This is a genomic window from Rhodopirellula islandica, from assembly GCF_001027925.1.
GTDB lineage: Bacteria > Planctomycetota > Planctomycetia > Pirellulales > Pirellulaceae > Rhodopirellula > Rhodopirellula islandica.
Genome location: NZ_LECT01000028.1, coordinates 129,136 through 144,163, shown reverse-complemented (window position 1 = coordinate 144,163; position 15,028 = coordinate 129,136). Strand labels below are relative to the sequence as shown.

Genomic DNA, 15,028 nt, shown 5'->3' with positions numbered 1-15,028 from the left:
CCTTCCCACCACTCAACCATCGCCTGCGATGCGTGATCCATTGATTTCAATCTCCACCTGCGCACGCGATTGCGACGTTGTTCTTTCAAAGCTCATTGGTTGGACCTTGTTTGTTCCGTTGATCGGAACGGTCCTGTGGGTCCAGTCGGCATCGGCAGATGATGCCGACCAGGCAGAAGACACGATTCAGTTCAATCGCGACATTCGTCCGATCTTGTCGGAGAATTGTTTCCATTGTCACGGACCGGACGATGAGAATCGCGAAGCCGGTCTGCACTTGGACACCGAAGAAGGTGCCAAGGACTGGGCCATCGTCGAAGGCGATGCCGAAGAAAGCGAAGTGTGGTTGCGGATGGTTGCCGATGACCCGGAAATGTTGATGCCGCCTCCGGATTCGGAACGCCAGGTCACGCCCGAGCAAACGGAAACCATTCGTCGCTGGATCGAACAAGGGGCTCGTTACCAGAGCCATTGGTCTTTCATCTCGCCAGCTGACGTGGACGTGCCCGAGGCTGCATCGGCGGCGGAAGAGTCTTTGGCTACCAGTGAGATCGATCGGTTCATCAATCGCTCGCTGACCCAGGCTGGCTTGAAACCCGAGGGCGAGGCGGATCGCGAAACTTGGTTGCGCCGGGTCACGTTCGATTTGATTGGTTTGCCGCCAAGTCTTTCTGAACTCGATGCGTTCCTGGCGGACCAATCTCCGCTGGCCAAGAACCGCGTCATCGATCGATTGCTCGCACGACCGGAGTACGGCGAGCGCATGGCAACCGACTGGCTCGACGTGGCACGCTACAGCGACACCTACGGCTATCAAGTCGATCGCGATCGTTTCGTTTGGCCGTGGCGAGATTGGGTGATCCAGGCTTTCAACGGGAACATGCCCTACGACGAATTTGTCACCCAGCAATTGGCGGGTGACCTGTTGCCGGGCGCGACTCAGGCTCAGACCTTGGCGACCACCTTCAACCGACTGCACCCACAGAAGGTCGAAGGCGGCAGTGTGCCGGAAGAATTTCGAATCGAATACGTTGCCGACCGAGCTCAGACGGTTGCGACGGCGATGATGGGACTGACGTATGAATGTTGCCGATGTCACAACCATAAATACGATCCGATCAGTCAGGAAAACTATTTTCAACTGAATGCGTTCTTTGACAACATCGATGAAGCAGGTCTGTATTCGTACTTCACGCCATCGGTGCCCACCCCGACGCTGCCGCTGCCAACCGAAGACGAAGCACGTCGGTTGACGCAGTTGCAAAGCGATGTTGCCGTGGCGGAGAAGAAGCTTCGTGAGACGATTCAGAAGCGACGCGAACACTGGTCGCAGCAATGGAAGGATTCGAAATCAATCCCGAGTGATTCCTTGCCCGAGCATCACCTGGCTCAGCCGATCGCATCCTTGGATTTCGAAGACGATCCCAAGTCGCCCAATCAATCGGTGGATGGGAAGGTTGGCAAAGCCTGGCAGTTGACTGGTGATGACGCGGTTGCGACGGAGGTTGGTAACTTCGATCGGTCGCAACCTTTCTCGGTCGCATTGTGGATGAAGACACCGGATGTCAAAGAACGAGCCGTCGTTTGGCATCGCTCACGAGCCTGGACCGATGCTGCCAGTCGCGGCTATGAGTTGCTGATCCTGGATGGCAAACTTCAATGGTCGCAGATTCATTTTTGGCCGGGAAACGCGATCAGTGTGATGACCACCGAAGCCATTCCCGTCGGCGAGTGGGTGCACGTCACCGCTTCGACGGAAGGTTCCAGTTCCGCATCGGGATTGACGGTTCACATCAACGGCAAAGAAGTGAAGACCACCGTGGTTCGAGATGCGTTGTCGAAACAAATCCAAGGCGGGGGCGGCGACCACATCACCCTCGGCGAACGAATGCGAGACCGTGGTTTCAAACAGGGAGCCGTTGACCAATTCCGCGTCTTTGATGTTCGTTTGAGCGACCTCGAAATTCAGCAACTCGTTCGAGACGATTACGAGTTTGATCTCGAGGCGGATTGGGAACCCGAGCAACGGATCCAACACGCTCTGCTGCGTTGGGATGCCGAGGTGGACGCGGCACGCCAGTCATTGCGAGACGTGCGGCTGGCCAAGTGCAAACTGGAGGACTCGATCGATGAAATCATGGTGATGCGGGAGACGCCTCAACCACGCCCCACTCACTTGCTGGCACGCGGTGTCTACGACAGCCCACAACAAGAAGTCCAACCGGGAACGCCTGACTTCTTGCCGCCGTTGCCGGAAGCCGACACCGCCAACCCAAACCGTTTGACGTTGGCGAAATGGTTGTGCGATCGCGAGCACCCGCTGACTTCACGTGTCGCGGTGAACCGATTGTGGCAGATCAGTTTCGGGCAAGGCTTGGTCCGCACACCCGAAGATTTCGGAAGCCAAGGCATGCCGCCAACGCATCCCGAGTTGCTGGATTGGTTGGCCTTGGATTTGGCCGACAACGGCTGGGACCTGAAACGGATGATGAAGCAAATCATGCTGTCCGATGCCTACGGTCGCAGCAGTGTTTCAACGCAAGACAATCTGGCGTTGGTCGATCCCACCAATCGTTTGCTCTCGCATTTTCCGACCTATCGATTGCCGGCTGAAATGCTGCGTGATCAAGCTCTCGCCGCGGGCGGACGTTTGGTTCACGCAATGGGCGGACCGCCGGCCAAGCCATACGAAGTGGAAGTGTCGTTCAAACCCACCGGTCGCGACCAAGGCGAGGGATTGTACCGACGCAGTTTGTACACGTATTGGAAGCGAACCAGCCCCGCGCCGGTGATGACAACTCTGGATGCTGCCAAACGAGACGTTTGCCGCGTGCAGCGGGAGCGAACCGCTTCGCCGCTGCAAGCCTTCGTGATGCTCAATGGCCCGCAAACGATCGAGGCCGCTCGTGGGCTGGCGGAGCACTTGGTGCGAGACGCTCCGCAGGACGATGGTCAGAAAATGCTTCACGATGCGTTTCGAATCACAACCAGTCGGCACCCGACGGCGGAGCAACTCAGCGTGCTGGTGGAACTGTACGAAGAACAATGGAATTACTTTCAATCCCATGAGGCGGCAACAAGCGAATTTCTCGCGATTGGCGATGCTGATCCGGACGCTTCGCTGGATGCCAGCCGTGTGGCGGCGATGACCGTCGTGGTGGGAACGTTGCTGAACTTTGATTTGTGCTTGGTGAAACGATGAGCTCTTCCGAATTGAATCCGATCTCCATCCATCGGCGTGCGTTGCTGCAAAACTCCGCCTACGGGTTTGGCGGCATGGCGCTGGGGCAATTGCTCGCCAGCAGTCTGGGGGATTCCAACGCATCGGCCAGCTCGCCGGACGCACTGGGGGCGGGCACACCGGTTCCTGGTTCGATGGGGATGCTGCATCACGCCGCGAAAGCAAAGCGAGTGATCTTTTTGTTCCAGTCGGGGGCACCGTCACAATTGGATTTGTTTGATTACAAACCTTTGCTCAACGAAAAACACGGCACCGAACTGCCCGATGAAATTCGTGGTGGCCAACGTTTGACAGGGATGAGCGGCAACCAATCGAGTTTGCCGTTGGTGGGTTCCCCGTTTGAATTCAAGCAACACGGTGAATGTGGCACTTGGATGAGCGACCAATTGCCGTACACGTCAAAGATCGCGGACGACATCTGTGTGGTTCGGTCGATGTACACCGAGGCGATCAACCACGGACCCGCGGTCACATTCATGCAGACCGGCAGCATGTTCCCCGGGCGTCCCAGCATGGGCGCTTGGGTCGATTATGGGTTGGGCAGCGAGAATGAAAACTTGCCCGCGTTTGTGGTGATGACCACCAAGAATCAAAACAGCGGCCAGCCCTTGGTTTCGCGATTTTGGGGCAACGGGTTTTTGCCCAGTGAGCACCAAGGCGTTCAGTTCCGAAGCGGAGCCGATCCGGTGTTGTATCTCAGCAACCCGCAAGGCATCGACACGCAAAGTCGCCGCTCCGCCATGGACGCCCTTTCGAAATTGCACCAGATGCAATTGGCGAGCAACGCGGATCCGTTGGTGGAGGCTCGCATTGCTCAATACGAGATGGCATTTGCCATGCAGTCCTCGATTCCCGAGGCCACTGATTTCGCAGACGAATCCGAAGAGGTTTTTGAACTGTACGGCGAAGATTCCAAGAACCCAGGTTCCTTTGCCGCAAACTGTTTGATGGCTCGGCGATTGGCGCAGCGTGGTGTGCGTTTCATTCAGCTTTATCACAAAGGGTGGGACCATCACGGCGGCCTGCCCAAGGGATTGCCCAATCAGTGCAAGGCAACCGACCAAGCGTCAGCGGCGTTGGTGCAAGATCTCAAACGGTTGGGAATGCTCGAAGACACGCTGGTCATTTGGGGCGGCGAATTCGGGCGGACCAATTATTGCCAAGGCAAGCTGACGGAAACCAGTTTCGGTCGCGATCACCACCCCAGATGCTTTAGTTTGTGGATGGCCGGCGGAGGGGTGAAGCCCGGCATCGTGCACGGTGCAACCGACGATTTTGGGTACAACTTGACGGAGGCTCCCGTTCATATCCATGATTTGCATGCCACGATCATGCACTTGTTGGGCGTCGATCACGAGCGTTTGACGTTCCGATATCAAGGGCGTCAATTCCGTTTGACCGACGTGCACGGTGAAGTTGTGCATGACATTCTGGCTTGACCGGGTGAACGCCATCGGTGCGATCGCCTCGTCTACCTTCCGTATTCTGTTGAGGCTCTATCGATGTTGCGTGCCGTTTGTTTGGTTGGCTGTTTGCTAGTCGCGTTGCCAATCACCGTCCCCACACTCGGGGACGATTCGTCGACTTCGAAGCCTCTTCCGCCACTGCAGGTTTATATCCTGGCGGGGCAGTCCAACATGGAAGGGCACGCCAAGGTCGAAACAATCGGCTACATGAGCGATGATCCACAAGCCAAGTCGTTGCTCCAACGCATGCGCAGCGAAGACGGCTCCTTCCGGGAGTGTGACCGGGTTTGGATTTCGTATCTGACCGGTCGAGGCGAAGCAAACGGGGAAGGCCTGGGCAAGCTGACCACTGGTTATGGTTCGCGACCGAATCCGAGTGAAGATGGTGGCAAGATTGGCCCCGAGTTCACGTTTGGTTTGACGCTCGAGGAAAACACCGACGCCCCGATTCTGCTGATCAAAACCGCTTGGGGCGGCAAGTCTCTGCACTACGACTTTCGTCCGCCAAGTGCTGGAGTCTATCCACGGACAGCCAACGACATCGAGCGAGATCGCAATCATGAGCAAGACTCGGGCAAGTACTACCGACTGATGATGGAACACGTGAAGTCCGTGCTGAGTGATCTCGATCGAGTGGTGCCTGCCTATCAAGAAGATCAAGGTTATGAGCTGGCAGGATTCGTTTGGTTCCAAGGTTGGAACGATGTCGTCAACCGGGACGTTTATCCTCCACTGCCTGCCAACGCCGAGCAGAATCGTTTCGCTAAGTACTCGCAGTGGATGGCGGACTTCATTCGCGACGTGCGGTCGGATTTGAGCGATGTTGACTCGAGTGCGAAGGAGTTGCCGTTTGTGATCGGGGTGTTGGGAGTCGACGGCGAAAACCCCAGTCCCGATCACCAGCAGTTCCGAGATGCGATGGCGGCTCCTGCGAAAATGGAGGCCTTTCGTGGCAACGTCGTGGCGGTTCCAACCGGGCCGTACTGGGACGAGTCACTGGGGGCCATCGCGAGCAAGTTCGCGGAAGTTCGGCAGAAGTCCTATCAATTGCGGACGAAGCAGCGAGGGCACGAGAACCAGGACGGATCCATGACCCCAGAACAGCAATCCGAATTCATGAAAGAATTTGAACGCGAGCTGATCTCAGAAGCAGAGCTCGCGTTGTGGAATCGCGGGGCGTCCAACGCCGGTTATCACTACCTGGGCTGTGGAAAGACCATGGCCCAGATCGGCGAAGCGTTCGCGTTGGCGATGCTGGAGTTGCAAGGCAGTTCCGGTGATTCATCCAACTAACGCCGCGACAATGAAAGTCCAACGCGGGATTTTTGAAACGCTGGACTGCGAAAAGTTTGGTGTTGGGGAGCGTATTCGTTTGCGCAAGTCTTCATCCCGGTAAGGATGACGGAGAGTAGCCGTCGGTAAGCGATATCGCCACCGACGGACATGCCCGCGTCGCCACTCTCCCTCCCGCCGTGGCCATCGGCCACGGCGGGAGGGAGAGTTTTTCAGGGGGGCTCGTTTACCGGGGGTGTGCTGCTACGCAGCGACCCCCGGCTACCATCTGACATCCCTACCGGGATGGAGAAAGACCGAAGCCGGAAGAAAATTTGCATCCGCGATCAGAATGCCAACCCTGAACTTTTAGCAGCCCAGGCTCACGCCGAATGGCTGATCGCTCAATCTGCGAAACGTACTCAATCAACAAGCCTGTCACGACTGTCACCGCTCGGGACGTCTTTTTTATTACCGACGTTTTTCGAAGCGTCCTTCGTCGAGCATCTGAACCGTAGTGGACGAGGCAACAAGTCCTTCCCCACGCGAGGGACTCGTTGCCTCGTCCACTACCAAATGCTGCGTTGATTCAATCGACGCCCCCCGCGGTTGTTCGATCATCCGGACACGCACAACCAGTCGCGGAGTGACGGAAGCCTTGGGGTTTCGAACCAAGGTCATGCTTCTTAGGTCAACGAAGGACGTGCTTCGCTGGTCCCGGCTGCTTCCTCATGTTCGACCAGGAAACGCTCGGCATCCAACGCTGCCATGCAGCCCGTCCCAGCGGAAGTGATCGCTTGACGGTAGTAATCATCCGCGACATCGCCCGCTGCGAAGACGCCACGGACGGATGTGTTGGTTCGGAACGCCTTGCTCCACTGGATGTAGCCTTCGCTGTTCATGTCGACAGCGCCGTCCAAGAACGTTGTGTTGGGCGTGTGACCGATAGCGACGAACATGCCGCCGACTTTCAGTTCACGGGTGGAGCCGTCCACGGTGTCTTTCAGACGCAGTGCGTTGACCAGTTTTTCGTCACCGAGAACTTCTTCGACAACGGTGTTCCAGAGGATTTCAATGTTGGGGTGATTGATCGCTCGGTCTTGCATGACCTTGCTGGCACGCATTTGGTCGCGACGCACGAGCAAGTAAATCGTGTCGGCACCTTTGAGATTGGCCAGGTAGGTGGCTTCTTCGACCGCGGAGTCACCACCGCCGACAACCGCGAGGGGTTTGCCACGGTAGACGGGCAAGGCTCCGTCACAAACGGCACAGGCACTGACACCTTTGTTCTTGTAGAGTTCTTCGCTGGGGAGACCCAGGTAATTGGCGCGAGCACCTGTGGCGATGATCACCGAGTGGGCTTGGACGGGATCGCCCGAGGCGGGATACAGCGTGTGCGGCGGTCCCGAGAAGTCGACTCGTTCGATATCGTCTCCGACCACTCGGGTTCCGAAGTTGATCGCTTGTTGCTTCATCAATTCCATCAGCTCCACGCCTTGCACGGCGTAGTGGGGTTGGCCGTCTTTTTCGTGGCCTTCAGGAACCATCGGCAGGTTCCAGTGGCGGTCCTTGTCAACGGCGGATTCAACGAACGCGCGGATGTTGCCGGCCGGGAACCCAGCGAAATTTTCGATCTCGGTGGTGTAGGCGAGTTGTCCCAGCGGAATCATTTCTGGCTTGACGGTGCCTTCGTAAAGGACGGGATCCAGGTTTGCCCGCGCCGCGTAGATGGCCGCGGACCAACCGGCCGGCCCGCTGCCGATGATGATGGTCTTTTCTGTCTTGGGTTGGGCGTTTCCGTTGCTTGAAGCAGAGCTCATGGTTCAATCTTGATGAGTGAGTGGTCGCGTATGCGAAATGGTCTCGATTGGGCCAGCGACATCGTTCGGAGCCCACGCGTTTCGCGTATTATAGGGGGCGAATCCGAATCGACGACCGGACAACGGTAGAAATTCCGCCGGGAACGGTTCGATTCGATCTCTCGGTGCTGTCGGCGTGAATCGCTTCACGTCGGCCGATTTGGCCCGTTTTCGCTTGTGACACCGAGTCCCGTTGCGAAAAACAGTGCCGTCGTGCGAACCGAGGTCCCACCCATTCAATGGCGAGTGCAGGTTGCCGACCGCCTGCCGCTGGACTGCGGTTGTCATTCGAGCCCCACCATCCTTTCCCCACTTTGCCTTTCCCCTCTTTGTCAGTCAGCTGATCTCCCCGCATGAGCACTCTTGTCATTGCGATCCTTTCGATGGTCGCGTTTGTCGTTGCGTATCACACCTATGGCCGCTATCTGGCGAACAAATTGTTCCGTCTCAGTGCGGATGAAACCATGCCCAGCGTGGCCCAGCGGGACGACGTTGATTTCGTGCCGACGGATCGGTCCATTGTCTTCGGCCACCATTTCACCAGCATTGCTGGAACCGGACCAATTGTTGGTCCAGCACTCGCGGTTTTTTGGGGATGGTTGCCGGCTTTGCTGTGGGTTGTGTTTGGTTCGATCTTGGTCGGAGGCGTGCATGACCTCGCCGCCTTGGTGATTTCGATCCGCAGTCGAGGTGAATCGATCGGACAGGCAGCGGGACGGTTGATTTCGCCACGAGCCAAGGTGTTGTTCCTGATCGTGTTGGCGATGGCCCTGTCGATTGTGTTGGCGGTGTTCGGATTGGTGATCGCGAATATTTTCAAGTTGTATCCCGAGTCGGTGCTCTCCGTTTGGACGGCGATGCCAGTCGCGGCGTTCATCGGTTGGTCGGTGATCCGCCGCGGAGGCAACTTGGTGGTGCCGTGTTTGATCGGATTGGGAATCCTGTACCTGACGGTTTACCTGGGCGCGACCGCGTTGCCGCTGGATTTGGCGGAGGTGTTGCCTGCCGATTCGGTGTACATGACGCCGGTCGTCGTGTGGACGTTGTTGTTGCTGATCTACGCGTTCTTTGCGTCGGTGTTGCCGGTTTGGTTGTTGCTTCAGCCTCGCGATTTTTTGAACAGTTTGCAGTTGGGGGTGGCGTTGGTGTTGTTGGTTGCCGGGTTGGCGGTCGCGTCGCTGAACGGGCAAGCCAATCTGTCCACGGCGGCGCCCGCGATTGCCAAGCAGGTTCCTGCGGATGCACCCCCGATGCTGCCGTTTTTGTTCATCACGATTGCCTGTGGTGCCTGCAGCGGATTTCACTGCTTGGTCAGCAGCGGAACGACGAGCAAGCAGCTCAAGAATGCTCGTGACGCGCAAATGATTGGTTACGGCTCGATGCTGGGCGAAGGGATGCTGGCCGTGCTGGTGATCTTGGCTTGTTGTGCAGGAGTTGGGATGGGGCGTTTGACTCGCGATGCATCTTCGGGGTCGATCGAAATCACGCGGCAAGAGCCGGTGGCGATGGCGGAAGCTGCTGCAGGGGAAGCCGCTTTGGACGGTTCGGCCGCCTGGCGTTCCTATTATCGAACTGGACCATCGGCGGCGGAAGTTGCGGCTGGGACGGCAGTCGCCGGTGGCGGATGGAAGAGCCAGGGGCTCGACAAAAAACTCGCGGCGTTCATCGATGGAGGAGCCAACTTCATCTCCGCGATTGGGATCCCCTTGAAATACGGCGTTGCCATCATGGCGGTGATGGTGGCCTGTTTTGCGGCGACGACGTTGGACACCGCGACTCGGTTGCAGCGCTACGTGATCAGTGAACTGGCCTCGTCCGCGGGGTGGCAAATGGGAACCAATAAGTACGTGGCGACCACCATCGCGGTTGGCATCGGAATGGCGATCGCCGTTTTCGCAGGCGAGAGTCCCGGCAAGGGTGGTTTGATGTTGTGGCCGTTGTTCGGTGCGACCAATCAGTTGCTGGCGGGTTTGGCTTTGATGGTGGCCGTGTTCTATCTCGCCCGAAGAAGTCGACCGGTGGCGGTGCTGGCGATCCCAATGGGAATGATGTTGTTGTTGCCGGCTTGGGCGATGGTCTTTGACTTGGTCAACAACTGGTGGCCACAGCGTGACTACGTGCTGATTGGGTTTGGCTCGTTCGTGTTGATTTTGCAGGCCTGGATGGTGGGAGAAGCGATCTCACTTTGGCGTCGTTTGCCGGAAGTGATGCAGCAGGCCGACACCAGCGACGAGTTCGGGAGCAGCGATCCCCTGACCGCGAACTAAGCAGGTACGCAGGTGTCATCGGGTATGTGAGCCGCTGGCGTTAGCCACGGTTTTCACGCACAACCGGGGCGAACGCCCAAACGGCTCACATGGTTGTGCTTGATCACTCCTGCCGACCTGCTTAGCGAGTCTGGTTGGGTGGCTGCCGAGACATCTGGAACCGGGGACGCGTTTCAGCCGCCATCGCGATTGCGAAGGCTGTCTTCGCAGGTGCGACGTTGAGCATGTCCGTTGGGGGGGAGCTGCGCGGTCGCGGGCACTTTGCGACTTCTGACCGGCCATTTCTTCACAAGATCTTCAAACGGTTTGGTGGCGACAATCCGTCATTTTGGTGCGGTCAAGGGCGTCTAAAACCTCTGAATACATTGTTTTAGGAGGCGATCGAGGTTGCTCGGGGAGCGTTGGCGGGCTGTTTGTCAACCTAGGGAAGAGGACTACAATTCGTCCTCGCTGGAAATGAACTGCAAAGGATCAGCAGCACACAGCAGCGCAATGGACGCGACGGATTCTGTGACTTTGAAACAGATGTGCCCCCACCTCCCCACTCTATCGTCCCCATTTATCAGGCGATCCGACCATGAAATTCACTTCGTTTGCCCTCTCTTGCTGGATCGCTCTCGCGGTTGTTTCGACGGGCTGTGACAAGTCCAGTTCCACCCCGGAGACCGACGGCGACTCATCGGCGCCGGCCGCTGAATCGAACTTGGTCGGCACGATCAAAGTTGACGGCAGCAGCACGGTTCAGCCCATCAGCAACGCCATCCGGGAAGGGTTCATTCAAGAGCATCCCAATGTCGACATCATCGTTAGCGGCAACGGAACTGGAAACGGGTTCAAGAGCTTTTACGACAAAGGCACGGACATCTCGGATGCCTCTCGCCCAATCAAATCGGGTGAATTTGAAAACTGCAAAGAAAACGACGTCACCTTTGTGGAGCTTCCGGTGGCCTACGACGGTTTGACCATCGTCGTGAACCCACAGAACGATTGGGTCAAAGAATTGACGGTCGATCAGCTGAAATCCATGTTTGTCGGTGACGAAGCGGTGAAAAATTGGAGTGATGTGGATCCGAGTTGGCCCGAAGAGGCGATTCAGATTTATTCGCCGGGCACCGGGTCGGGCACCTACGACTACTTCCACGAAGTGTTGGCGAAGAAGTCGAAGGAAGAACTTCGCGGCGACATGAACTTGAACGAAGACGACAACATCTTGGTCAAAGGTGTTTCGGACAACAAATTCGCAATCGGTTTCTTCGGAGTGGCTTACTACGAAGAAAACAAAGACAAGCTGCGTGCGGTTTCCATTGTCAATCCCAAGGATGAAACCGCCTACCAGCCAACCACCGACAACATCGCGTCGAATCGTTACGCTCCGTTCAGCCGTCCGTTGTTCATCTATGTGAACACGGATTCGCTCAACCGAGCTGAGGTTCAAGTGTTCGTCGAGTACTTCTTGGCCAATACCCCCGAAGTCAGTCAAAAGGTGGGTTACGTTCGGTTGCCCGAAGCCGTGATGGCAAAAGCCCAAGCGAATTTGGACGCTGTGAAAACGGGCACCCACTTCGTCGATGAAGCTGGTGAAAGCCGCAGCGGTGCCTTGACCGATTTGTTCATCGACGAAAATCTCGTTCCCTAAACAGACTGTTTCAGTTTCTTACAGACTGATTCCTTTGTCGCTGCTCTGGCGGCAAAGGCATTTCATAGGGCCGCCTTGCGAATCAAGCACGGTGGCCGATCGGGTAGATTGCCTTGAATCGTCCAGCCGCACTTGTCAACAAGAAGTTTCGTTCGACCGGCATTGGAGTGGTGCAAGAAAAAGCCATGGTGGCTTTGCTTGCACTGTGCGCTTTGCTGACGGTTGGGATCACCGTCGGCATCATTGTGATGTTGATTGGTGAAAGCTGGCATTTCTTTCAGAGCGAGCACGTCAGTCTCCGTGGGTTTCTCACGGGGACAGAATGGACCGCTCTTCAAAGCAAAGACATTGCCAAGGCTCAGTTTGGGATTTGGCCGCTTCTGTCGGGGACCCTGCGGGTCACGATGATCGCCATGTTGATTGCCTTGCCGTGCGGTTTGATCACGGCGGTCTTTTTGTCCGAGTTCGCGTCCGACCGAGTGCGGGCCGTGCTGAAGCCGACCTTGGAAGTCATTGCGGGAATCCCCACCGTGGTCCTGGGCTACTTTGCTGTTCTGATTGTCAGCCCTTCGTTGCAGTTTCTCTCGGCTGGCGGATTCGACACGTTCAACGCGACCAGTGCTGGCATTGCAGTTGGCATTCTTTGTTTGCCGATGGTTTGCAGTCTATCGGAAGACGCCCTGCATGCCGTTCCAAGGGCCCTTCGAGAAGCCGCTTATGGGCTGGGATGCACGCCGTTTGAGACGTCCATCAAAGTGGTCGTGCCCGCGGCACTGTCCGGGATCATCTCCGCTTTCTTGCTGGCTTTCAGTCGAGCGATTGGCGAGACGATGGTGGTGGCTTTGGCAGCGGGGACGCGAGCCACGTTCACGGCGGATCCTCGTGAGCAATCGCAAACGATGACAGGGTTCATCGTTGAAATGATCAAGAGTGAGAACGAGTACGGGACCGTTCAGTACTTCAGCTTGTACGCGGTCGCAATCACGTTGTTTACGATCACATTTGGGATGACTTTGGTCGGGCAACTGATCCGTCGCCGTTACCAAGAAGTTTATTCCTAAGTCATCCCGCGTTCTTCTCTCATGCGTGACAATTCCATGGCGACTGCTTCTACCGCACCAGTCGATGACCACAGCCCTCCCCCAGGTTCTGGGTTCACGGAGGGTGAGTTCTCGGTGTCGACGGACAATTCGAGTCGACGCAAACTCTACAGCCGTTTGTTCTATCTGCTTTGCGTTTTTATCTCCGGCTTGAGCGTGGTCGTGCTGGGGGTCTTGCTGGTTTCCATCGGATGGCAAGGCCATTCCCGGTTGACCGCTGATTTGCTGCAGAACTCGCACAGTGAGCTCAATCCTGAATCCGCCGGCATGTGGCCGTCGATTGTGGGGTCGATTTTCATTTGTGGCATCTGTGCCGCCTCGGCGCTCCCGCTTGGCATCGGCACCGCAATCTTCTTGGAAGAATTCAAACCGGTTAGCAGGCCGCTGAAGATGCTGCATGGTTTCATTCAGTTGAATATCTCCAATCTGGCCGGCGTGCCATCGATCGTTTACGGGTTGCTGGGCCTGAGTTTGTTTGTGTTCATGTTCAATGTCTTTGGCCGGATTCAAGTGAACGAATCCAGCGGAACGGAATTGTTCGGCGTCGATCACTACTATCAAGTCCTTTCTTTGGCGGGTGGTGGCCACACGGTTCTGATTCCACAAGTCGATGAAGCCAAGACAACCATCACGATTGATGCCCCGATGCAGGCCGTCGATCGTCAGGGGCAAGCGTTTGAATTGGCGGTTTGGGATCCTGCCACGGGGCAACCCAAACCAAGCGACCCGGAGGTTCGGGCGCGAACCGTTCGGAAGGGCCAAGGCGGAGGTTCTTACTCCGAAACGAAGTGGTATTACATGCGTCTTCCGTTTGGGAAAAGCTTCTTGGCAGCTGGGCTGACCCTGTCATTGGTCATTCTTCCCATTGTGATCATCGCCTCTCAAGAAGCGCTTCGTGGGGTCCCCTCCAGCTTGCGGGAAGCCTCGTTTGGACTGGGGGCCACCAAGTGGCAAACCGTCCGAAATGTTTCGCTCCCGGCAGCCGTGCCAGGTATCATGACGGGGGCTATTTTGGCGATGGGCCGAGCGATTGGGGAGGCGGCACCAATCTTGGTGGTTTTGGGGGCGGCGGTGGCAAAGAACTCCGGGCCTCAGAATTTGATGGATAATGTGGTTACGATGCCGGTGCTGATTTTTAATTGGGCCGGTCGTCAGCAAGCAGCCTATCAAGAACTCGCTGCGGCGGCGATTATTGTGTTGCTTGCCGTGTTGTTGCTGATGAACTCAGTGGCGATTTATCTTCGACAAAAAATGCGGGTGGGATAACACGGTCCAATGAAAGCTCTAAACGCGAATACTTCCACGATGTCAGAAGTCTCTCGATCGGCGAATCTCCATTCGGACTCACCCGCGAAAGCGGAGGTGACGCCCGATACATGCATTCGAATTGCAGATTTCAGCGCGTGGTACGGGTCCTTCCAGGCGATTCACAATCTCTCGCTTGAGGTGCCTCGCAACCAAGTGACTGCCTTCATTGGCCCTAGCGGTTGTGGCAAGAGCACCTTGCTCCGATGGATCAACCGGATGAACGACATCGTGCCTTCGGCCAACAGTCGCGGGACGTTGATGATCGATGACTTGGATGTTCTGGCGCAGTCGACTGACGTGGTGAACCTTCGTCGTCGCATTGGAATGGTGTTTCAAAAACCCAATCCATTCCCCAAGACCATCTTTGAGAATGTTGCCTTCGGGCCTCGGTTGCACCTCTACCTGAGTCGCAGCGAACTGCAAGAACTGGTGGAGTGGTCGCTGCGAAAAGCCGCGGTTTGGGACGAGGTGAAGGATCGACTTCACGCACCCGCGCTGGGGTTGTCCGGTGGGCAGCAGCAACGATTGTGCATTGCTCGCGCAATCGCTGTTGGTCCGGAAGTCTTGTTGATGGATGAGCCCTGCAGTGCTTTGGATCCGGCCAGTACGTTGGCCATCGAGGACTTGATCTACGAGTTGCGTGAGCAGTACACCATCGTCATGGTCACGCACAACATGCAGCAAGCGAGTCGTTGTAGTGATCGAACGGCTTTCTTTTTCGAAGGAAAGTTGGTTGAATCAGGAGCCACTCAAGACGTCTTCACCAAGCCCCAGGAAAAGCGAACGGACGATTACGTTCGCGGCCGTTTCGGTTGATCCCGGCTGTTCCTGGCCCTGCCCCACCCCCACCCATTCTCTGCTTTCGGCCAACCCTGTTGT

9 protein-coding genes are annotated in these 15,028 nt (G+C 56.7%); 8 read left to right on the top strand and 1 reads right to left on the bottom strand.

All coding sequences use genetic code 11. The features are described from left to right. Positions 1-28: 28 nt before the first annotated feature. From RISK_RS14240 to RISK_RS14230, 3 genes are all read left to right on the top strand, one after another. Positions 29-3,202, top strand: a complete 3,174-nt coding sequence (locus RISK_RS14240) for a DUF1553 domain-containing protein (RefSeq protein ID WP_047814969.1) — start codon at positions 29-31, stop codon at positions 3,200-3,202. Further along, positions 3,199-4,680 (top strand): DUF1501 domain-containing protein, encoded by a 1,482-nt coding sequence (locus tag RISK_RS14235; protein WP_047814968.1) that lies wholly within the window; start codon positions 3,199-3,201, stop codon positions 4,678-4,680. Before RISK_RS14240 ends, RISK_RS14235 begins: the two co-directional genes overlap by 4 nt. A gap of 63 nt (positions 4,681-4,743) precedes the next feature. After that, on the top strand, positions 4,744-6,000 hold the full coding sequence (locus RISK_RS14230; protein WP_047814967.1) for a sialate O-acetylesterase: 1,257 nt from the start codon (positions 4,744-4,746) through the stop codon (positions 5,998-6,000). 665 nt (positions 6,001-6,665) lie between these two features. Here the strand turns inward: RISK_RS14230 and RISK_RS14220 are convergent. After that, a complete protein-coding gene (locus RISK_RS14220; RefSeq protein ID WP_047814965.1) occupies positions 6,666-7,799 on the bottom strand; it encodes an FAD-dependent oxidoreductase in 1,134 nt (377 codons plus the stop codon). A gap of 392 nt (positions 7,800-8,191) precedes the next feature. On the opposite strand from RISK_RS14220, the gene RISK_RS14210 reads away from it, so the two are divergent. The 5 genes from RISK_RS14210 to pstB all read left to right on the top strand — a co-directional run bounded on the left by RISK_RS14210 (position 8,192) and on the right by pstB (position 14,965). After that, positions 8,192-10,105 (top strand): carbon starvation CstA family protein, encoded by a 1,914-nt coding sequence (locus RISK_RS14210; RefSeq protein WP_047814963.1) that lies wholly within the window; start codon positions 8,192-8,194, stop codon positions 10,103-10,105. A 577-nt stretch (positions 10,106-10,682) separates the two neighbouring features. Continuing rightward, on the top strand, positions 10,683-11,741 hold the full coding sequence (locus RISK_RS14205) for a PstS family phosphate ABC transporter substrate-binding protein (protein ID WP_047814962.1): 1,059 nt from the start codon (positions 10,683-10,685) through the stop codon (positions 11,739-11,741). A 113-nt stretch (positions 11,742-11,854) separates the two neighbouring features. After that, complete coding sequence (pstC, locus tag RISK_RS14200) at positions 11,855-12,802, top strand: phosphate ABC transporter permease subunit PstC (protein WP_047814961.1); 948 nt, start codon at positions 11,855-11,857, stop codon at positions 12,800-12,802. A 36-nt stretch (positions 12,803-12,838) separates the two neighbouring features. Continuing rightward, positions 12,839-14,107: a PstA family ABC transporter permease gene (locus RISK_RS14195; RefSeq protein ID WP_047815066.1), complete on the top strand. Its 1,269-nt coding sequence runs from the start codon at positions 12,839-12,841 to the stop codon at positions 14,105-14,107. A 9-nt stretch (positions 14,108-14,116) separates the two neighbouring features. Next, on the top strand, positions 14,117-14,965 hold the full coding sequence (gene pstB / locus RISK_RS14190) for a phosphate ABC transporter ATP-binding protein PstB (protein ID WP_047814960.1): 849 nt from the start codon (positions 14,117-14,119) through the stop codon (positions 14,963-14,965). Positions 14,966-15,028 lie beyond the last annotated feature (63 nt).